Source organism: Lewinella sp. (genome assembly GCF_050633125.1).
Classification (GTDB): Bacteria; Bacteroidota; Bacteroidia; order Chitinophagales; family Saprospiraceae; genus Lewinella.
The window spans coordinates 23,768-44,595 of sequence record NZ_JBOEFX010000132.1 but is presented as its reverse complement, the minus strand read 5'-3'; the positions used below and the strand labels follow the sequence as shown (position 1 = coordinate 44,595).

17 protein-coding genes are annotated in these 20,828 nt (G+C 43.9%); 7 read left to right on the top strand and 10 right to left on the bottom strand.

The annotated features are described in order from the left end of the window. The coding region (locus ACRBG0_RS24935; protein ID WP_431489550.1) for a hypothetical protein at positions 1-212 on the bottom strand (212 nt) is incomplete at its 3' end. Positions 213-509: 297 nt separating this feature from the next. Next, on the bottom strand, positions 510-719 hold the full coding sequence (locus ACRBG0_RS24930; RefSeq protein WP_020539351.1) for a hypothetical protein: 210 nt from the start codon (positions 717-719) through the stop codon (positions 510-512). Positions 720-783: 64 nt separating this feature from the next. Here ACRBG0_RS24930 and ACRBG0_RS24925 point away from each other — a divergent pair, with 64 nt between their 5' ends. The 4 genes from ACRBG0_RS24925 (at position 784) to ACRBG0_RS24910 (ending at position 4,932) form a co-directional block, all read left to right on the top strand. Further along, entirely contained in the window at positions 784-2,220 is a 1,437-nt protein-coding gene (locus tag ACRBG0_RS24925) for a Do family serine endopeptidase (RefSeq protein WP_431489549.1), read from the top strand. Positions 2,221-2,266: 46 nt separating this feature from the next. Then, positions 2,267-3,901, top strand: coding sequence for an acyl-CoA carboxylase subunit beta (locus ACRBG0_RS24920; RefSeq protein WP_431489548.1), 1,635 nt, complete (start codon positions 2,267-2,269; stop codon positions 3,899-3,901). Between the two features lie 180 nt (positions 3,902-4,081). Next, positions 4,082-4,318, top strand: a complete 237-nt coding sequence (locus tag ACRBG0_RS24915) for a hypothetical protein (RefSeq protein ID WP_431489547.1) — start codon at positions 4,082-4,084, stop codon at positions 4,316-4,318. Between the two features lie 374 nt (positions 4,319-4,692). Then, positions 4,693-4,932 carry a hypothetical protein gene (locus ACRBG0_RS24910; protein ID WP_431489546.1) on the top strand — a complete coding sequence of 80 codons (240 nt, stop codon included), beginning with the start codon at positions 4,693-4,695 and terminating at the stop codon, positions 4,930-4,932. A 4-nt stretch (positions 4,933-4,936) separates the two neighbouring features. Here ACRBG0_RS24910 and ACRBG0_RS24905 read toward each other — a convergent pair whose 3' ends face one another. Together ACRBG0_RS24905 and nhaD are read right to left on the bottom strand one after the other, a co-directional pair. Continuing rightward, entirely contained in the window at positions 4,937-5,305 is a 369-nt protein-coding gene (locus tag ACRBG0_RS24905) for a hypothetical protein (RefSeq protein ID WP_431489545.1), read from the bottom strand. 57 nt (positions 5,306-5,362) lie between these two features. Continuing rightward, positions 5,363-6,730: a sodium:proton antiporter NhaD gene (gene nhaD, locus ACRBG0_RS24900; protein WP_431489544.1), complete on the bottom strand. Its 1,368-nt coding sequence runs from the start codon at positions 6,728-6,730 to the stop codon at positions 5,363-5,365. A 350-nt stretch (positions 6,731-7,080) separates the two neighbouring features. Here nhaD and dusB point away from each other — a divergent pair, with 350 nt between their 5' ends. Next, positions 7,081-8,082, top strand: coding sequence for a tRNA dihydrouridine synthase DusB (gene dusB / locus ACRBG0_RS24895; protein ID WP_431489543.1), 1,002 nt, complete (start codon positions 7,081-7,083; stop codon positions 8,080-8,082). 96 nt (positions 8,083-8,178) lie between these two features. Beyond that, positions 8,179-9,603 carry a CCA tRNA nucleotidyltransferase gene (locus ACRBG0_RS24890; RefSeq protein WP_431489542.1) on the top strand — a complete coding sequence of 475 codons (1,425 nt, stop codon included), beginning with the start codon at positions 8,179-8,181 and terminating at the stop codon, positions 9,601-9,603. Between the two features lie 96 nt (positions 9,604-9,699). Here the strand turns inward: ACRBG0_RS24890 and ACRBG0_RS24885 are convergent, their stop codons facing one another. From ACRBG0_RS24885 to topA, 6 genes are all read right to left on the bottom strand, one after another. Beyond that, positions 9,700-12,870 (bottom strand): T9SS type A sorting domain-containing protein, encoded by a 3,171-nt coding sequence (locus tag ACRBG0_RS24885; RefSeq protein ID WP_431489541.1) that lies wholly within the window; start codon positions 12,868-12,870, stop codon positions 9,700-9,702. A 133-nt stretch (positions 12,871-13,003) separates the two neighbouring features. Next, positions 13,004-13,453, bottom strand: a complete 450-nt coding sequence (locus tag ACRBG0_RS24880) for a hypothetical protein (protein WP_431489540.1) — start codon at positions 13,451-13,453, stop codon at positions 13,004-13,006. A gap of 128 nt (positions 13,454-13,581) precedes the next feature. Then, positions 13,582-14,271: a hypothetical protein gene (locus ACRBG0_RS24875; protein WP_431489539.1), complete on the bottom strand. Its 690-nt coding sequence runs from the start codon at positions 14,269-14,271 to the stop codon at positions 13,582-13,584. A gap of 315 nt (positions 14,272-14,586) precedes the next feature. Next, the gene (gene lysS / locus ACRBG0_RS24870; RefSeq protein WP_431489538.1) at positions 14,587-16,137 is read right to left on the bottom strand and encodes a lysine--tRNA ligase; all 1,551 of its coding nucleotides are present in this window, start codon (positions 16,135-16,137) and stop codon (positions 14,587-14,589) included. A gap of 27 nt (positions 16,138-16,164) precedes the next feature. After that, complete coding sequence (locus tag ACRBG0_RS24865) at positions 16,165-16,485, bottom strand: DUF3467 domain-containing protein (protein ID WP_020539369.1); 321 nt, start codon at positions 16,483-16,485, stop codon at positions 16,165-16,167. 100 nt (positions 16,486-16,585) lie between these two features. Continuing rightward, on the bottom strand, positions 16,586-19,153 hold the full coding sequence (gene topA, locus ACRBG0_RS24860; protein WP_431489537.1) for a type I DNA topoisomerase: 2,568 nt from the start codon (positions 19,151-19,153) through the stop codon (positions 16,586-16,588). Between the two features lie 186 nt (positions 19,154-19,339). Here topA and purB point away from each other — a divergent pair, with 186 nt between their 5' ends. Beyond that, positions 19,340-20,683: an adenylosuccinate lyase gene (gene purB / locus ACRBG0_RS24855; RefSeq protein WP_431489536.1), complete on the top strand. Its 1,344-nt coding sequence runs from the start codon at positions 19,340-19,342 to the stop codon at positions 20,681-20,683. Positions 20,684-20,828: the final 145 nt, after the last annotated feature.

Below are 20,828 nucleotides of genomic sequence, written 5' to 3'. Positions count from 1 at the left end.
GCGAAGTAATCAAAAACTTCCGCATCTTTTTGGTAGTGATCCTGGTAATCAAAAGACGACGATTGTTCCACCTCCTTTTTAGGCAACAGCCGAACAACTCCTTTATCTAAGGCATAAGTAATCACCCCGTCCTCCGATGAGAGTACTTCCCCAGACGGGCTCCAATAAAGAGCCTTCCCCGAATCAGGGTCTTGAAACACAGATTTTGTCATGGTCGTAATTGTTAAAGCTTGTTCAGCTTCGCTTTAGCCTATCCCGTATACCCTAGGGGAGCAAATCCAGGACGAGAGTTTGATGCTTTTGGGCCTGTATTCACGACCCACCNNATGTGTAAAGTGTTGATTTTGATAATATCTCAGCAGTTTTTAGGCCCTGACTTGGTACTTTTCAAAAGCCCCTCGCCTGGCAGGGAGGGGTTGGGGTGGGTCGTGAATGTAAGCCAAGTAAACCGGCCAAACTGGACACCGTATCCTAATCTAAACTTTAGCCAAACCGAAAGAATCCCCATTTTACTCCCCAAGATTAATCGAATCCGGCTGGATAGGGTCCGTAGGAAGTGGCGCCGACTCCTCCATTCCAAAGGGAACGCCCAACTTCCAGTGCCGATAAACAGCAATACTGGTAAAGAATAAAATCAAAATAGCGCCGTAAAGTGTTAACTTAGGACCAAAGATATTTCCGATGTAGTCCCCGTCAAAGGGATCTCGTTTTTCAGACATAGTAACTGTGTTGTAGAACTTCTGTTTTCACACAAATTTTGCCTAAATTTCGCAAAATATTTTTATGACGACCCGACAAATTGCTTTTACTATCCTTTGTTCTCTACTGAGTTCATTAGTGGCAGTAGGCTTGTACCGGTGGTTAGTGCCTCAGCAGCAGGTAATTATCAGAGAAAGTGCTGAAGCTCGCTACGCTAGTCAACAAGACTTAATTAATGGTATCCGACCACGAACTTTTGTTTCAAGTTCGCCCACTAGTTTTACCGAAGCAGCAAACGCAATAACACCAGCGGTGGTTTTTATTCGCTCCTATCAATCCTCCGGTAATAATTTTTTACGCCGTTCTCGCCCAGAAACGAGTAGTTCTACCGGATCAGGTGTGATCATATCAGCGGATGGCTACATCGTCACCAATAACCATGTTGTAGAAGGTGGCCAGCGTTTTGAAGTCACGCTTAGTGACAAACGAGAATATTCGGCAGAAATCATTGGTACTGATCCATCAACAGATTTGGCCCTCTTGCGTATTGAAGATGCGAATCTCCCAAGTATCGAACTCGGAAATTCAGACAGCCTACTTGTAGGGGAATGGGTATTGGCGGTTGGCAACCCTTTCAATCTTGAAAGCACCGTTACTGCTGGCATCGTAAGTGCCAAAGGCCGCAATATCGACATCCTCGATGGTCAGGATCGAATTGAATCTTTTATCCAAACCGACGCGGTCGTCAATCCGGGAAATAGTGGTGGCGCACTGGTAAACACCAACGGAGAACTGGTAGGTATCAACACCGCTATTATCACGCGTTCTGGTGGCTATGAGGGCTATTCTTTTGCCGTTCCCGTCAATCTGGTAGCAAAAATAGTTAAAGACCTCAGGGATTATGGTACCGTACAACGAGGCTTACTTGGGGCCTTTATTACCGAAGTCACTGCCGCTGTCGCGGAAGAAAAAAACCTCCCAGCTGTAGCCGGTGTCCTTATTTCCAGAATTACAGATGATAGCGGTGCCGAAAATGCCGGCCTCGAAGTAGGGGATGTCATCATTGGCATCAATGGTGCTGAAACCCTTACCGTACCTTCTTTACAGGAAATACTGGGGCAACTTCGGCCAGGAGATCAAATTCAATTAAAATACTTACGCGACGGTCAGGAAAAAGAGGTTAAAATCGTCCTGAAGAATAAACTTAACAGCACCTCTCCCCTTTCATCTCGGGAAGAACAACTCTTACACCAATTGGGTTTTGAGTTACGCAACCTAAGCAGAGAGGAACGAAAGCGCGTTGATACCGACGGCGTAAAAGTGATGAGTATCTTTCGTGATAGTGAAGTAGAAAGCACCAATATGGAACCCGGCTTTATCATCACCTCCATCAATAAGCGTAGTGTCAGTGACCTCAATGATGCCATTCGCCTCCTAAAACGCAGCAGCGGAAAGATCGTCTTAAGCGGTGTTTACGAAAATTATGAAGGAGAATATTTCTACACCTTTGAAAAGCCCTGATTCAAAAAGCAATACTAAAGAGTATCTGTCTTAACCAAACCAAACCATGAGTAAAAGAGATATTGAACGCAATAAGAACGAAGATGAAATGAAACTCCTCCTCTCTCGCCGACAGCACCGGCTTGACAAAATCCATTTGGGAGGAGGAGAGGTTAAAATTGCAAAACTACACAAGAAAGGAAAGATGACCGCCCGGGAGCGCGTCGATTACCTCATTGATGAAGGAAGCGCTTTTCTCGAAGTGGGAGCATTTGCTGGATATGAAATGTACAAAGAGTACGGTGGCTGTCCCGGAGGCGGTGTACTCGTTGGTATTGGCTATGTCAGTGGCCGACAGTGCATGATTATTGCAAACGATGCCACAGTTAAGGCTGGAGCTTGGTTCCCCATTACCGGCAAGAAAAACCTGAGAGCACAGGAAATTGCGATGGAAAATCGCTTACCAATTATCTACCTGGTGGATAGCGCAGGCGTTTTTCTACCCATGCAAGACGAAATCTTTCCAGACAAAGAACACTTCGGGCGTATTTTTCGCAATAATGCCAAGATCAGCAGTATGGGTATTCCCCAGATCTCTGCCATCATGGGCAGTTGCGTTGCTGGTGGGGCTTACCTCCCCATCATGAGTGATGAAGCACTTATCGTTGAGGGAACAGGCTCTATCTTTTTAGCAGGACCCTATCTGGTAAAAGCAGCTATCGGGGAAGAAGTAGATAAGGAGACACTTGGAGGTGCTTCAACCCATTGCGAAATCAGTGGTGTAACAGACTATAAATGTCCAGACGATCCTAGCTGCTTAGATACGATCAAAGATCTCGTCAAGCAAATGGGCCACTTCCCTAAAACAGGTTTTGACCGAATTGAATCTGCTCCACCTTTAGGAGAACCTGACGATTTGCTCCGTACTTTCCCTGAAAACAGAACGACCCCCTACGCAACCAAAGAACTCCTTCACCATTTGGTTGACGAAGGAAAACTTACCTACTACAAGGATGATTACGGAAAAACCATTATTTGCGCTTACGCCAGAATTGATGGATGGTCTGTAGGTATTGTCGCTAACAACCGTGAAATTGTACGCTCCGCTAATGGAGAAACCCAGTTTGGAGGTGTCATTTACAGCGATTCTGCCGACAAAGCGGCCCGCTTTATCATGAATTGTAACCAGAAAAAGATTCCATTGGTCTTTTTACACGATGTCTCTGGTTTCATGGTAGGCTCTCGCTCCGAACACGGTGGCATTATCAAAGACGGGGCTAAAATGGTTAATGCGGTAAGCAATAGTACGGTTCCTAAATTCTCCATTGTTATGGGGAACAGCTATGGCGCAGGTAACTACGCCATGTGTGGCAAAGCCTATGATCCGCGCCTGATTGTAGCATGGCCCACTGCTAAAATAGCAGTAATGGGAGGTGCCCAAGCCGCAAAAACGCTACTACAAATTCAGGTGGCCAGCCGAAAGGCGAAAGGCGAAAAAGTCAGTGCCACCGAGGAGAAGGAATTATTAGAGAAAATTCAGAATCGTTACGATGACCAAACAACGCCCTATTACGCTGCCTCACGCCTATGGGTAGATGCGATCATTGATCCGCGCGAAACACGTACCTGGATCAGTGAAGGCATAAAAGCCGCAGATATGGCTCCAATTGAACAATTTAACCCAGGAGTTATTCAAACGTAGCCCCTATAAAACAAAAGATCTCCGTAAATGGACAAGACTGCCGTCAGAGATTGGCTTAAAAAAATTGGTATTGTTGGTTTCCTCTTTTTCTTTCTTAAGGGCCTCGCCTGGATTGCAGTCTTTATGGGATTAATCAAGTGCACTTGATTCTAAATTCTTAATCACCCTACTGAAACTAACATGAAAATCAAATCCACCAAGGCCCAAGAAGAGGCTCCTAATGCCGTAGATAAATTCGTGGGCTTAACCCAAACCTCTTACCGCAGTTTTCAAGATTATGTAAAATTCAGGGAAGATGATCCCTTATGGATGCTTATTTACAAGATAGGATTACAATTTTTCGGATTCCTCCTCATGCTCTTACTTTCGCCTTTTCTAATTTTGGGATTAACAATTGCTATTGCTGCTGTTTTATGAAAAGGGACAAAAGCTATTTTACAAGTATCATAATCATTGGATTTCTGGCACTTTGCCATCAGTACCTTCAAAAACAACTAAGCATACAACTACCCTGGCTACATGCCTACCTGGATGATATGCTCTGCATGCCACTATTCTTAGCCATTTGGCGCTGGGAAAAACAGCTGTTTTGGAAAACTGATCGATTGAGAAAAACAGAGGTAATATTCTTTACTTGTTTTATTTTTATACTTTTTGAAGGAATCCTTCCTCGTTTTTCTATAGCCTATACGGCCGACTGGAAAGATGGCTTAGCTTATATTTGCGGGAGTAGTCTATTTTGGATACTACAGCCTCAATATACAATTACAGCAAATACAGAACATTAGCCTATGAACAAAAAAGCCCTCAAACTGGCCATAATTCAGAAACTAACTTCCTGCGAAGACGAGCAACTACTACAAACGATTTGGAAAATGCTTGAGGAGTTCTCCAACGCTGGCTCCGCTGCCGTTTCTGATCCTCTGATAGAAGCGTTATTGAACTCTGAAAAGGCAGCTCCTGCCCAACCGGCAACGGACCAGGACATTGCCGATATTCAACAATCTATTGATGAGATTTTTGGAACCTGATCTATTACTCTTTCTTGAGTAACATGACGCGTTCCTTGCCCAACTCTTGCATCCGCAATTGCAGGCTATCTGTGTTCAACAATACAATTTCCACCGCCTTCTCGCGGGAAATTTCTTGTGTTGTGTCTGTACTAAACAAATAAGGCCCGTCCAATCTGTAGGTTCCCGCTTCTTCGTAATTGAGGGTACTATGAAAATAGTAGCGGCCATTGTTTGTAAACTCAAAACGGATGCCACTAAGATCGACAGCAAGGCTATCTCCTTCCTCAGTTATTCTAATTGCCTCCCAGTTTCCAGCAAGATCACTCTCGGCGTATGGGTCGCAAGCAAAAAAGAAAAGAGATAGTCCTAGAATAGCAAGCGCAATTCTCATAGATACAGGCTCTAAGTATTATTATTTAATAAAAAATCCCTGGTTCTGGCTTTGCTCTTAGTGCAGGAATTTTGCCAAAAACAAGAAAACACCAGCTCCGGCCAAAAAGCCAACAAGCGCTAGCCAAGCAATTTTCTTAAAGTACCAAATGAAATCGATACGCTCCATTCCCATTGCTGCTACACCAGCCGCAGAACCAATGATCAACATAGAACCACCAGTTCCTGCCGAGTAAGCGATAAAGTGCCAAAGTTTAGCATCTTGTACAAACACATTGAGGTCGTACATCCCCATAGAGGCTGCCACAAGTGGTACGTTGTCAATAATTGCAGATAAGAAACCAAGAATTATTACAACAGCATCCTGGTTCGGAATCGCTTCCTGAAGGCTTTCCGCTACAGAGCGTAATGCCCCTACGTTACCGACGGCAATGGTCTCTAAAGCGGCTACAGCCATAAGAATACCGAGGAAAAAGAGAATCGAGGACATCTCAATTCGGCTCAGGGCCTTGTGGGCAGAGAAGGCAACTTTTCGTTCCTCCGTAAAATCTTCTTCTGGGTGAATGTATTCCGACACCAGCCAAACAACCCCCAAGCTTAACATCATCCCTAAATAAGGAGGAAGATGGGTGATGGTTTTGAAAATTGGTACAAATACAATCATACCCAAGCCAAGGAACAGCATGGTTTTACTACTCAATAAACGATTGTGCTCCGTTTCCTCTGATTCTACAACGGCAATATCCCCCTGAAAAACAGATAACATACTTGCGATTAAGAAAGGAACTACAAAACATACAATAGAAGGAAGTACCAAATTAGTGATCAGTCCGCCTGTTGTCACCTGACCGCCAATCCAGAGCATCGTTGTAGTAACATCTCCAATTGGTGACCAGGCACCACCTGCATTCGCTGCTATCACAACCATACCCGCAAACCACAACCGTTCTTTTGGGTCATGGATGAGTTTGCGCAGCAAGGTTACTAATACGATGGTTGCCGTAAGGTTATCGATAATTGCAGATAAGATAAAGGCCAGGATGCCGATAATCCACAATAAGCGTTTTTTATTTTTGGTCTTTACCCAGTTCTTTAGGATTTCAAATCCTCGGTGCAAATCGATGATTTCGACAATCGTCATTGCCCCAATTAAGAAGATAAGAATCTCTGAAGTTTTGCCAAGGTGATGCAGGAGTGCGTTCTTAAACCCATCAGCGGCTTCTTCTCCATGACCGCCAACCATGCTAAAAAGGTGCTCATGGCCATCAACAATAGAAAGGTCACCTGCGTTGAAACCAATAGCGGCTAAAGCCCAACATAATGCCCCCATAAGAAGCGCTGGAACTGTTTTGTCGAGGTGTAAAGGGTGTTCAAAAACAATAGTGAGATAGCCAAGGATGAATACCAGAACAATTGCTGTAAGCATTGGAGGATTATTTAACTGATAGTGTAGGGAACCAAAATTCCTAAAAACAAGTATGGCCGTAAAATTAAAGCTTTCCTCGGGCCAGCCAAATGTGTAGAGAGTTTTATTTCGTAGAATCGTAAATTCCATCAAATTTTGCGCAAAAAATAAGTTGACCCGCCTTTCTGGTTCTCCAAATAGCTGACACGTTTAAAATGAACCGCTTTTAGCCTGCTTTTTGAAAAACGACGGCTCAACTTATTTTGGTGCTGTTCCCAAAAGTTTTTGTTTGCGTTGCAATTCAGCCCGTATTTAGGTATTTTTGCCTCTTGTGCATTTTGCCGGCGTTATAAAATTATTCGATCCGAATTATGGTGAAGATTGGAGATGTTGAGATTGGTGAGTTTCCTTTGTTACTTGCTCCTATGGAGGATGTCAGTGATCCCCCCTTTCGTGCTTTATGCAAAGCACAGGGATGTGACATGATGTATACCGAGTTCATCTCCGTAGAAGGCCTAATCCGTGACGCAACAAAAAGTGTCCAAAAGTTAGATATCTACGAAGAGGAGCGCCCCATTGGTATCCAGATTTTTGGTGCCAACCTCGACAGTATGGAACGTGCTGCTGAAATCGTAGAAGAAGCTCAACCAGAAGTACTGGACATCAACTTCGGTTGCCCTGTCAAAAAAGTTACTTGCAAAGGAGCCGGAGCAGGTATTCTACAAGACATCCCTAAAATGGTACGCCTGACGGAAGCCATTATTAAGCGTACCAAGCTTCCCGTTACCGTAAAAACCCGTTTAGGTTGGGACGATAAAACCCAATACATCGAAGAAGTTGCCGAACGCCTCCAGGACATTGGTATCAAAGGCTTGGCAATACACGGCAGAACGCGCAAGCAGATGTATAAAGGGGAAGCCGATTGGACAAAAATCGGGAACATCAAAAACAACCCTCGTATCCACATTCCAATTTTTGGTAATGGTGATATCGATAGCCCTCAAAAAGCTAAAACATATCGGGAACGCTACGGTGTAGATGGTATAATGATTGGTAGAGCTAGTATTGGTTATCCTTGGATTTTCCGGGAAATCAAACACTATTTCGCTACTGGAGAAATCCTTGATCCACCTACCATTCGCGAGCGTGTAGCAGCTTGTAAGCAGCATCTACAGCATAGCCTCGACTGGAAAGGGATCAAATTGGGTGTGCTGGAAATGCGCCGCCATTACTCCAATTATTTCCGTGGGTACCCAGGAATAAAAGCCTTCCGGCAAATTCTAGTCACCGAGCATGACCCCGCAGTATTGTTCAGTACGCTTGATGAAATTGAAAGCATCTACGCCGAACAAGGTGCGATGGTGACTAATTAAGTATGATAAGTAAGGTTGCGCGGGCTTCAGTCCGCTAACCTTAAGAAAATTCGGCAAATTGCCGAAATGAATTAATTCACCGCAAACAAGGTCAACGTGGTTTTTGATATCCAAAGTAGAGAACGGAAAATTTTTGAGGTCATCAGCGCTGCTGCCAGAGAGCTGAACTTTCCCGCCTATGTAGTGGGAGGTTATGTTCGTGATCGCCTCTTAGCCCGTCCGTCTAAGGACATGGACATCGTATGCGTTGGGAGCGGCATTGAATTAGCCTTAGCTGTTTCGAAGAAGTTGCATCCAAGGCCTCGGGTTACCACCTACAAACGGTTCGGTACAGCGATGCTCAAACACGAAGGGCTGGAAGTAGAATTTGTGGGCGCTCGTAAAGAAAGCTATCGCTCTGATTCACGCAAGCCAACTGTAGAAGAAGGAAGCCTCGAGGATGATCAAAACCGCCGGGATTTTACCATCAATGCCTTGGCGGTAAGTCTTAATGACAACAATTATGGTAATATCATTGATCCCTTTGATGGTCTCGAACATCTTGAGCAAAAACGAATCATCACTCCACTTGAACCAGGAAAAACTTTTTCTGATGACCCGCTGCGCATGATGCGTGCCATCCGCTTCTCTACGCAACTAGGCTTCGATATCGAAGAAAAAACGCTGGATGCCATCAGTAAATTCCGCAATCGGATCAAGATTATTTCTCAGGAAAGAATCGCTACGGAACTCAATAAAATACTTCAAGCACCAGAACCTAGTATTGGCTTTAAGTTACTGTTTGACACCGGGTTACTGGAGCTCATCTTACCTGAATTAGCAGCCATGCAAGGCGTTGAAATACGCAATGGCATAGGACATAAAGACAACTTTTACCACACCCTTCAGGTTGTTGACCAATTGGCTCACAAGAGCAACAACCTTTGGCTCCGTTGGTCTGCTCTCCTTCATGATATTGCCAAACCTGTCACCAAGCGTTTTGACAAAGAAAATGGCTGGACTTTTCACGGCCATGAAGCCGTAGGCGCAGCGATGGTTCCTCGTATTTTCCGTCGATTACGTTTGCCGATGGATCAGAAAATGAAGTTTGTCCAAAAGATGGTTCAGCTTCACCAGCGCCCCATCTCCCTCACCAAAGAAGACATTACAGACTCTGCGGTACGACGTATTCTCTATGAAACCGGAGAAGACATCGATCAATTGATGTTGCTCTGCGAAGCAGATATTACGTCCAAAAATGAGAAGCGCGTACGCCGTTACCTTCAGAACTACGAATACCTGCGCAAAAGACTACAAGAGGTAGAAGAAAAAGACCATTTACGCAACTGGCAACCCCCTATTAGTGGCGAACTCATCATGGAAACCTTTGCCATCCCTCCAAGTCGGGAAGTAGGTATTATCAAAAATGCTATTCGAGAAGCTATTCTGGATGGCGACATTCCCAATGAATACGATGCTGCTTTTGCATTTATGCAAAATAAGGCCAAAGAACTGGGGATTGCTATGCCAGTGGATGAGTAGCCCAATACCCAAGTGTCCTTAACCACCCCCAAGAAGGCGATTAAGGACACGATGTTTTTTTTAGAACTTTAAGAATAGTATAGACAAATAAAAGTTCTAATGTTTTACAAATTTTTCCACACCAATAATTACGCTTCCTTCTCTCAGCAATATTTGGTAGATACCAGCAGGTAAATGTGCTATTTGCAGCTTGTTGCTGGTTAACCAATCTCCCGTCACTACAACCTCTCCAAGAGTGTTCAATATTTCAAAATTAGAGATCCGGTTGTGATATTCTTCTTCAATAAGAATTGACAGCACATCCTCTGTAGGGTTCGGAAAGACCTGGAAACGAGTCAAGTTTATTGGATTCTTAACCCGAACAGGTTCTTGAATGACCAACACCGCTTCGTTGGTAATAACGGGCTCATTGAAATCAAAATAGATGCCCGCCTGATTAGGGATTTCTGTACCATAACCATACTCCGGTAACGGCTTGATTTTAAACCTGAAAAACCCGTGCGAAGCTGGTTCATTGGTAGTACTATCTGGCAAGAGGATATCTGTAAAATGTACAACCAAGGAAGCTCCATCATTGATCTCATACTCGTACGGGTGGCTAGCACTCAGCATAGTTAATGTACTCACATCCAATATTGGAGATATGGGGTCTACTATTCGAACAGTAAACGCAGTGTCCGTTCCCGTGTTTTGGAATCGTATGTGATAATAGATGTATTCCTCTAAATCTACACGGTCTGTTTCTACACCACTCTCATTAAAAATACGCTTATCGTTGGGGTCAAAAGAACCAATGTTATTTTGGCATTCAAAATGTTCGGTTCGCGAGTTTAGGCAGCTGTTATCATCAGAAATCACTCCAAACAAACAATGTTCTTGCCCCAGTTCGGCCTCGCACGAAAGATTAAATTCCAAATTGAACATAATCACTTCGTTTACCTCCAATGCCCCAAGGTCAAAGGTGATCTCCGTATCGTTTATTTGATTATAGGGGATCGTAGCCGAGATGAAATCAAAAAAGGGATCCAGTGTGAGGGTCAGTGTTGTTGCAGTACTGGTAAGAGGGCCAGTATTTCGAACCTGTACCGTATAGTAGTTATCAAAACAACGACGAAGCAAGGGTGTAGAAAAGTCGATCTCAAGCGAAGCACATTCTTCCAATGCTTTAGCTTGAAAATCCTGAACAAGCGTAGCGTCATCTTCATCCATTACAACAGTAAAAGAAGGTTCGCAAAGCTCCCAATTGGCATTTATCGGTTCTGCACTCAAGCTATAAGTGCCAAGTGGTACGGAAAAATTAAAATTGCCCTCACTATCCGTACTTTTTATGCGTGAATAGGCATCACCTTCTAATTTCACCTGCCAGTAGGCGAGGGTATTGTCCAATGGCTCAGGCTCACAATCTTCACTATCGTTATGAAAAAGGGTTCCTGTAATAAATTGCGGCGATGATAATGGCGCTGTGGACCTAAAAATACGGTGCTTGTCATAGATCGCATAAACATATTGATTGTCTGTTACAAAGAAACTACCGACAAACGACTGAGGTAAACCACTATAGCTGTATTCTACAAAATTTGCTCCATCAAATATGTAATATTTAGAGCTACTGAACAGGAATAAATCTAGTCCTGAACTGCTCATTGATACGCCTGATGATGCTTCAAAGAAATTACCTAAATTAACAAGTGGCTCACCAAATCTAAAACGGTACAAGCGGGTTTCGTTGTCAATAAATTCATCAACTACGAGATAGATTGTCCCATCATCCATGATGGCAAACCGCGGAGCGTATAAGCCGGGAAAAGTACCTAAAGATTCGCCTGTATGCTCACCAGTTATCGTGTTTATTTTAACAACACTAAATTCAAAGTAGGCATTAACAACAAAAATTTCACTGCCCACTAACTTCACATGGGCCTCACTACTATTTAGTAAAAAATTCGTACTGATCCAATCCTGCCCGTTGTTAAGGGTATAGTAATTACTGAAGCTTCCATCGATATAAATAACACCGTCATCGAGTACACTTATCCTATTTATAACTCCATCTGGCTCATTGTCTGGTCCTTCGATGATCGAAAAATTCTGGCCGTTATCCTGTGAATAAAGAATGGCATCACCACGATTAAGATATAAACTGCCGTTTGGAGAATATTGTCCTCCATGCCAAGCGTTTTCGTCAGCTACTACCTCTTCCCAATTCTCCTCCCCCACTGTTTTTACAAAAACATCATTAGGTGTATTCACAACTTGTTGGTTTTGATAGGATTCGTCAATCCCAACAGTGTATGAATAGTTAATGAGAACGGGATATTCTTCCCACTCTGAATTGCTGGCCGAACGTTCTATAAAAAAATCAAAATAAGTACTACTTAACAAATAATCCGATTGATCACTCAACCATAGATCACCGTAAAGTGATAAAATGGGATCATTAAGCACCTCCTCCCAATCAAAATTACACCCCGTGGATTTGAGTAAACTAGCCCCATTTCGGTAGTACCAATCTCCTTCGGACGACAATATTTCATCACCATAAGCAAAATCTGAAGCAATGCTAGATACACTGCCCGACTCAAAAACTAGCCCTTCACCTGATAAGCTGTAGTAATTACTATGATCAAATAACAATACTTTGCCACAATCATTGTAGGCGAATTTACCACTGCCAAGATTCAACGATTCATTCCTGATACGCGTACCGTCGCGAGAAAAGACCGACAAATCATCAGAAGCACCCGCAGTATGATGTAGGGCTAAATAATGATCAAATACCCATAAGTGGGTCCTATGGTCAACAAAACCTTCTCCGTAAGTAAAAATAGGAACGAAAGTAAGCCCTTTATTCACGCTATAGCCGAAGGAACTATTCTCGTAAACAAACAGCGTATCTCCTTTGATAAAAGAAGCCTGAACACCACCCCAACCTCCATCAAGGTCTAGTGTATACCAGCTTCCATCTCGTCGGATACAATGATCATAATTTTCGGATTTCAAGACAGGTGTGCCATCCGCATAAAATTGGACATCAACCAAAGCTTGTGACTCGGGGAGTACTTCTTGGGTCCAAGTAACCCCATCTAAAGAAGTGTATACCGTAGATCGGTCATTCATGGCTTGGGTAAGATATTCGCCTGTAGGAGATTTCCTCACCACAGCAAGGCTAAAATCATTTGGTGGCGTTACTTCTTCAAAAGTAATTTGGCTATGAAGCGTGGTGGTCATCAATAAACAGATAACCCCTAGAGAGAGCGTAACTTTCATAAGTTTAGTTTTATAGTATTAGCGCATCCACTTATATCGGTCTTCACCTATCAAAATTGAAAGACCAAGCGGAAATAATTACCATAAAGATAAAAATAATCAAGCTATCATGTAAGACGGGACGTGTTCGGCCTCAAAGCTTATTATGAAACCGCAATAAATGCTGCTCTGCCTGCTCATTGTAAAGCTTAAGGATTAGCGTAGACTTTTTGCGCCGATCAAGGGGAAATAAAATCTTTACTGGATTGTGAACATAACCGTTGTCCTCAAACAGAAGTACCTGGCGGTTGCGCGTAGCTAGCTGAAACTGAAGTAATTCTTCAACATTCACAGGCAATGGAATATCATGGTAGCCCTCTTCTTTGAGGAAGGCCAGAATCATGGCATAAGTCGCTGCCAGGTCTTTTCCTGCAAAATTTGATTCGTAGACTGCACCGTCACTTTTGCCCCCCATATAGTCGGTGTCAGCAGCAGGAAAGGATTTGCGTAGGGCTGCTTTGGAGGTGGCCGCTACTTCTTCCACATAAGAGGCAATCATTATGCGGCGGCCGCTAAGGCTAACTTTTTGCTCGGAAAGACCCATGTGAGTTATATTATTTCCGGTGAACTCCCCTTTTCTTTATTAAAAAGAGACGTTCACCGGCTGTACATGGATCAAATTTAAAAACTTTTTGTTTTTAAATAATTATTTTAGCTGTTTTATTGACTATTTTATTCTAAATCTTCGTAATCAATCCGATTCAAAGCCTTGCGGAGGTCATCTTCGCCGAGTTTACGGCCCTTCAAAGTAACAATGTAGCGATCATCATAAAAGAAGATCAACTCTCCTACTCCACTATCTGCATTCCATTTTTCGAATGCTTTATGGCCGTCGATGATCGTTGTTCTTTCGTAACCAAAATCACCTTCACGGTCGACCTCAACACTGGCCCAGGCCACCATGCCCAACTTGGCAATTCCCATCTGGCCAGCATCTACAACCTGAACCTCGATAGATTTGTCATCCTCTTCATATTCGGCTTCTGCCTGTGAAATGGTGAATCCCATCGCACCGGTTTTTTCGCCTATATGCTTTGTACGATCCATGCCTAATAGGCGATCAGGAAGAATGGCTTTAATGTCGCGGAAGTTCATCACCTCTACGGATTCTCCATTCTCGGCATTATTACGCAAGGTCTTTGAGGCTTCTGCAAAGGCATCAGCCAAACCATTTTGTAGATCTTGCATATCGCCTTCGCCAAGGTTGATATTTACAGACTCTGTCTCTCCTTCATCATTTTCTACGGTGATATTGATTCCGTCTTCGTCAGCGTTATCTTCATTGGCTTTATCACCACCACAAGAAACAGCCAAAATGGCCATACCTGAAAGAAAAAATAATAGGGATAATTTACGATGCATGATGTGTAAGTTTTAGTTCTCTCCAAATATAGTGGTAATGGCTCTAAGCTGAAAGTAATTTTCGATGAATGGAGCGGGGCCAAGGACGAATATGGTTTCACAAATTTACATGACACAGTGTTTTTCGAACCACCAAAGACACCAAAGGATTTTAAACCATATGAGGGATTATAAGGGCATTAAAGGGGTGCCATATAGAGTCAGAAATCGCCTTAAACCACACGAAGACATAGAAGCAGTAAGCATAATACACACAAAAGCGCGTTGCAGTCTTCCAACTACAACGCGCTATCTCTTAGAAAAAGCTAGTGTATACTAAGCTTCCCCTTCTTGTTTTTCGTCGTGACGCTTTTCCGGCCGCATCTGAGGGAAAAACAGCACCTCTTGGATACTGGTTTGTCCAGTTAGCAGCATTACTAAACGATCTACGCCAATACCAATACCAGAGGTTGGTGGCATTCCGTATTCTAATGCGCGCAAGAAATCTTCGTCCAGTACCATCGCCTCATCATCACCGCGGTTAGCCAATCGCAATTGATCCTCAAAGCGTTCTCGCTGATCAATCGGATCGTTGAGCTCGGTGTAAGCATTGGCCAGTTCTTTGCCGTTTACGATCAACTCAAAGCGCTCGACGAGCCCTTCCTTATCTCTGTGCTTTTTCGTCAGCGGAGACATCTCTACCGGATAGTCCGTAATAAAGGTGGGTTGGATCAATAAACCTTCGACTTTTTCGCCGAAGATTTCATCAATCAATTTCCCTTTACCCATGCTGTCTTCTACCGCAATGTGCATCTCTTTGGCCACCTTGCGGAGGCCTTCTTCGTCGAGATCAGAAATGTCAACGCCAGTGTATTCCTTGATAGCATCATACATCGTAAGGCGGCGGAATGGCCCTTTAAAATCGATGGTATGATCTCCTACCTTGACGGTGGTTTCCCCAAGAACGGATTGGATCGAATGCTCCAACAACTGCTCAGTGGTTTCCATCATCCAGTAATAGTCTTTGTAAGCTACATAAAACTCAACCATGGTAAACTCAGGGTTGTGCGTAGCGTCCATTCCTTCATTACGGAACATCTTCCCAAACTCGTAGACACCATCGAAACCTCCAACAATCAAGCGTTTGAGGTACAACTCATTGGCAATCCGCATATAAAGCGGCATATCCAAGGTATTGTGGTGCGTGCCGAATGGGCGGACAGAAGCACCACCGTGGATCGGCTGAAGAATAGGCGTCTCTACCTCCATCAACCCTTTTTCATCCAGAAAATGGCGCATGGAAGTGATCAAGCGGCTACGCTTACGAAACAGATCACGCACCTCTGCATTCACCGTAAGGTCTACATAGCGTTGGCGGTACCGCAATTCAGGATTGGTAAAGGCATCGTGTACATTACCGTCTGCATCACGCTTAACCACTGGCAGTGGCCGCAATGATTTCCCCAAAAAGGTAAAATCAGTGACGTGTACCGAAATTTCTCCAACCATGGTCTTAAAGACAAATCCTTTAATCCCTATAAAATCGCCAAGGTCAAGCAGCTTTTTAAACAAGGTATTGTATAGCGACTTGTCTTCTCCTGGTGCGATATCATCACGAGAAACATAAATCTGAATCCGTCCAGAGGTATCCTGAAGTTCTGCAAAAGAAGCTTTTCCTTTACCCCGTTTCGCCATTAAGCGGCCTGCCAGACAAACCTCTGTGAAGTTTGTTGACTTTTTATCTTCCGCATCAAACTCGGCAGTAGCTTTAATGTCAGCTGCCAAATGAGTAACGGGGAACAATGCAGCCGGATAAGGGTCGATACCCATCTCCCGAATGGCTGCTAAATTTTCTCTACGGACAATCTCCTGTTCGCTGAGTTGCATAAGTGAACGGTTAAAAAGATAAAATAATTAAGCTTGTGCTGTTGGTGTAAATCCAATCGGAGGAATTCCACCGGAGTTAGGTTCAGTTTCCTGAATCGTACCGTGCTGTTTCTCAAATTTCTGCACATTCTCTGCCAATGCCCTCAACAAACGTTTGGCATGTTGCGGCGTAAGGATGATGCGTGATTTCACCTTGGCCTTGGGTACATTCGGTACCAGACGTAAAAAGTCGATGATGAATTCACTGTTGGAATGTGCGATAACTGCCAAGTTAGCGTAAGTACCTTCTGCTACATCTTCTGGCAATTCTATATTGAGTTGGTTTTTTCCTTTCTTTTGCTCAGCCATAATGGTTTTGATATTATTGCAACTGCCATTGCCCCTCACCTTATCAAGTAAAGGATAAGTACACGAAAAAAATCCCGTGCCTCAACAGTCATTATACATTTTATTTCTTCTTACGGGGCTTAGCCTTTGCCTTAGGTTTCGCTTTGGCTTTCCCTTTTGTAAATGATCCAGGAAGGTCTTCCTCAATAATCGCTTTCACATCCTCGAGACTTAGCTCTTTGGCTTGCTCGGCAGTCATCTTGTCCTTACCTACCTTGGGAAGCTTAACGTTGACTTTCTTAAACTTGATGAATGGTCCCCAGCGGCCATTTTGAATGCTGATCTCATCCGAATCCCAGCGCTGGATGTAGCGATTGGCTTCTTTTTCGATTTTAGCTTCCAGCAATTCAATGGCTTCCGCTTCTGTTAGGTTTTCCCAATCGTATTTTTTAGGTACGTTGACAAACAATTTCTGCCATTTGATGAATGGACCAAAACGTCCTTTCCCTTTTGTTATAGGATCATCTTTGTAATGAGCAACTGGCTCGTCTTCTTTCTTCTTAATGGCAATCTTTTCGAGGGCCATCTCATAGTCAACTTCATGCGGGTCTGCTCCTCGCCCTAGAGATATATAGGCATCTCCCCAGCGAACATAGGGGCCATAGCGCCCTACTCCTACAATGACCTCCTTCTCTTCAAATTCGCCTAATGTTTTAGGTAATTCGAATAGCTTTAGAGAAATGTCCAAATCAATGTCGTCCATTTCCATTCCGGCAGGCAGGTTGGCATAACGGGGCTTTTCATCAGGCAGCAGCTCATCAGGAGCCCCCATTTGAATAACAGGCCCTCGGCGAGACAAACGTACCAGTATCGTTCTACCCGTTTCCGGATCATTACCAATAATCCGTTCTTTCGTTACGCGTTCCGCTGTTTCTGTAATAACCTGAACATTGCTATGAAAAGGATCATAAAACTCCCGCAGCATCTTGGTCCAGTCTTCTTTTCCATCAGCAACCATATCAAAGCGTGCTTCGATATCACTGGTGAAACCATACTGCATAATGCTATCAAAATGCTCTTCTAGAAAGTCTGATACAGTAATACCAATCTCAGTTGGAAACAGGCGATTCTTTACAGCTCCTGCTTTCTCTGTCTTGGTCTCTGCACTAACTTTATTGTTCTGAAGGGTCATCACCCTAAAATCACGATCATCTCCATCTCGCGACTCGCGAACAACATAACCACGGTTTTCTTCCATGATTTTGCTGATCGTAGGTGCATAAGTAGACGGACGGCCAATGCCTTTTTCTTCTAAGGCTTTTACCAAACCCGCTTCCGTATAGCGTGCTGGCGGGCGAGTAAAGCTCTCTGTCGCTGTAAGCGTATCCAATGGCAATTGCTGGCCCTCATTTAAAGGAGGTAGCATACCTTTTACTTCATCATCGTCGTCATCGTCATCCTTTGATTCCAGGTAGACCTTTAGGAAACCGTCAAACACCAATACTTCGCCTTCTGCGCGAAGAATACGACCGGGTACTTTATCAATACCAATATTCACAATGGTTTTCTCCAGTTTCGCCTCTTCCATTTGGGAGGCAATCGTCCGTTTCCAGATCAACTCATATAGGCGCTGTTCGTCGCGATCGCCGCTTACATTTTGCTTAGCAATGTAGGTAGGGCGAATGGCTTCGTGTGCCTCCTGCGCTGAGTTATTCTTACTCTTATAACGCCGTACTTTAACGTACTCTTTACCAAAATCCTGCTCAATTTGATCAGCAATGGTCCCCAGAGCAAGCTCTGAAAGATTGATCGAATCTGTACGCATGTAGGTGATATGCCCTGCTTCGTAGAGGCGTTGAGCTACTTGCATGGTACGCTTTACCGAAAAGCCTAATTTACGACTCGCATCCTGCTGGAGGGTAGAAGTCGTAAAAGGAGCGGCAGGTTTCCGCTTAAGCGGCTTGACTTCAATATTCTCAATTGAGAAATTAGCACCAACACATTTATCTAATAACTCCTGAGCATCTTCTATCGTAGAAAGCCGATCAGGAGAAGTAGCTTTGAGCTGAACCATCCGGCCCTGCTCGTTCTTTACGTTGAATATAGCATCGAGTCGAAAAAAGGCCTGTGGGGTGAATTCACGAATCTGGCGTTCTTTCTCTACAATTAGCTTTACGGCTACTGACTGTACCCGACCAGCAGACAATTTGCCTCTGATTTTTTTCCACAACAACTCCGACAACTCAAAGCCTACCAATCGATCCAATACTCGGCGTGCCTGTTGAGCATCTACCAGATTCAGATCAACAGTTCTTGGCTGAGTGATCGCTTTTTGAATAGCAGGCTTGGTAATTTCTCGGAAAACAATCCGCTTGGTGGTATTTTCGTCCAACCCCAACACTTCACATAAGTGCCAGGAAATGGCTTCTCCCTCGCGGTCTTCATCCGTCGCGAGCCATACTTCGTCTACCTTCTTAACCCAACCCTTCAGTTCTTTAACAACTTTGCGCTTTTCAGGAGAGACGATATATTTAGTCGCGAAATCATTATCCACATCCACCGCCTGGTTTCCTTTATCCAGGTCACGTATATGGCCAAAGCTTGACTTTACAACAAAATCCTTTCCCAGGATTTTCTCGATTGTCTTGGCTTTAGCAGGTGACTCCACAATGACGAGGTTCTTTGGCATACTTTGGCTTTGTTATTCAACGCTTGAAACTAGGAAGAGAGCAAATAATACCTTCTTCAAAACTGCAAATGTAATTATTTTAAGATTTGTTCACCGTGCTCCTTTGAAATAGTCCTTACATTTGCCCCTTAATATTTCATTTTTGCGAGTATTCGCAGAAATAAGCAACGATAAACCTTCCGACGCATGACCTCCTTAGAAGCCGTAAGTCCTATTGATGGCAGATACCGCAACAAAACGCAAAACCTCAGTGAGTATTTCTCTGAAGCAGCATTAATCCGGTACAGGGTGCTGGTTGAAGTGAAATATTTTCAGGCACTATACGAGCTTGGCTTACCTCAATTAAAAGGCATAGCAGCCGATAAGGTTGCAAGCTTAAGCCAATTACATGAAAATTTTTCATCGGCCGATGCCGCCTCTATCAAAGAAATAGAGAAGACAACCAACCACGATGTCAAGGCCGTGGAGTATCATATCAAGGCCGCTTTCGAGGAGGCTGGATTAAGTGACTACCAGGAATTTGTCCACTTTGGGCTTACTAGCCAGGATATCAATAATACAGCTGTTCCACTTTCTTTGCAAGATGCTTACCGCAATGTTTTCCTTCCTGGGGCTAATGCTGTCCTTTCGGATTTGAATGCCCTGGCTGAAGAATGGAAAGCCATTCCCATGTTGGCACGTACCCACGGCCAGCCTGCTTCTCCTACCCTACTGGGTAAGGAAATCGCGGTCTTTACCGCTCGGATGGAACATCAACTGGAACAACTGGCTAATATAGAGTTGAGGGTGAAATTTGGTGGAGCTACCGGGAACCTTAACGCCCATTATGCTGCCTACCCTGAATACGACTGGCACGCTTTTGCAGAAAATTTTGCAGAAAACGCCCTTGGACTCAAGCGGGCTTATCCTACAACACAGATTGAACACTACGATAATTTGGCTGCATTCTTCCACGCCATGGTTCGTATCAACACCATTCTTATTGATTTCTGTCGTGATATATGGACATACATCTCTATGGAGTATTTCCGCCAGCGGACTATTGCCGGAGAAGTAGGGTCAAGCGCCATGCCACACAAGGTAAATCCGATTGATTTTGAAAACGCGGAAGGCAACCTCGGAATTGCTAATGCACTACTTGAGCACTTGGCACATAAACTGCCGATTTCCAGGCTACAAAGAGACTTGACCGATAGTACCGTCTTACGCAATGTGGGCGTACCTTTTGCACATACCATGATTGCTTTCCAGGCTGTCCAAAAAGGGCTCAGCAAACTGCTGCTCAACGAAGATAAACTACACGCTGATCTCGAAAGCAACTGGATTGTTATTGCAGAGGCTATCCAGAACATCCTGCGAAGAGAAAATTATCCGAAGCCCTATGAAGCGCTCAAGGCACTCACCCGAGGCAAGGCTGCTGTAGGAGAAGCAGAAATCAAGGCATTCATCAAAGAGTTGCCTGTAAGCGAGGAGATCCGGCAGGAGTTATTGCAATTGAGCCCACATACTTATACGGGGCGGTTTGTGTGACCCCGTTGCATGGTGTTTTTTATCACATAGACACATAGGACGTTTATTTAGTGCAAACTAAAGTCACATGCTCCTCTGTGTCTATGTGTTTGAAAGGGGTCATGTGTGTTTTTATCACATAGGCACATAGGGAGTTTATTTAGTG

Excerpts from the sequence above, each read along its gene's own strand:
- ACRBG0_RS24930 (WP_020539351.1), bottom strand. The coding sequence starts at position 719 with ATGTCTGAAAAACGAGATCCCTTTGACGGGGACTACATCGGAAATATC.
- ACRBG0_RS24925 (WP_431489549.1), top strand. The coding sequence starts at position 784 with ATGACGACCCGACAAATTGCTTTTACTATCCTTTGTTCTCTACTGAGT.
- ACRBG0_RS24920 (WP_431489548.1), top strand. The coding sequence starts at position 2,267 with ATGAGTAAAAGAGATATTGAACGCAATAAGAACGAAGATGAAATGAAA.
- ACRBG0_RS24915 (WP_431489547.1), top strand. The coding sequence starts at position 4,082 with ATGAAAATCAAATCCACCAAGGCCCAAGAAGAGGCTCCTAATGCCGTA.
- ACRBG0_RS24910 (WP_431489546.1), top strand. The coding sequence starts at position 4,693 with ATGAACAAAAAAGCCCTCAAACTGGCCATAATTCAGAAACTAACTTCC.
- ACRBG0_RS24905 (WP_431489545.1), bottom strand. The coding sequence starts at position 5,305 with ATGAGAATTGCGCTTGCTATTCTAGGACTATCTCTTTTCTTTTTTGCT.
- nhaD (WP_431489544.1), bottom strand. The coding sequence starts at position 6,730 with ATGCTTACAGCAATTGTTCTGGTATTCATCCTTGGCTATCTCACTATT.
- dusB (WP_431489543.1), top strand. The coding sequence starts at position 7,081 with ATGGTGAAGATTGGAGATGTTGAGATTGGTGAGTTTCCTTTGTTACTT.
- ACRBG0_RS24885 (WP_431489541.1), bottom strand. The coding sequence starts at position 12,870 with ATGAAAGTTACGCTCTCTCTAGGGGTTATCTGTTTATTGATGACCACC.
- ACRBG0_RS24880 (WP_431489540.1), bottom strand. The coding sequence starts at position 13,453 with ATGGGTCTTTCCGAGCAAAAAGTTAGCCTTAGCGGCCGCCGCATAATG.
- ACRBG0_RS24875 (WP_431489539.1), bottom strand. The coding sequence starts at position 14,271 with ATGCATCGTAAATTATCCCTATTATTTTTTCTTTCAGGTATGGCCATT.
- lysS (WP_431489538.1), bottom strand. The coding sequence starts at position 16,137 with ATGCAACTCAGCGAACAGGAGATTGTCCGTAGAGAAAATTTAGCAGCC.
- ACRBG0_RS24865 (WP_020539369.1), bottom strand. The coding sequence starts at position 16,485 with ATGGCTGAGCAAAAGAAAGGAAAAAACCAACTCAATATAGAATTGCCA.
- topA (WP_431489537.1), bottom strand. The coding sequence starts at position 19,153 with ATGCCAAAGAACCTCGTCATTGTGGAGTCACCTGCTAAAGCCAAGACA.
- purB (WP_431489536.1), top strand. The coding sequence starts at position 19,340 with ATGACCTCCTTAGAAGCCGTAAGTCCTATTGATGGCAGATACCGCAAC.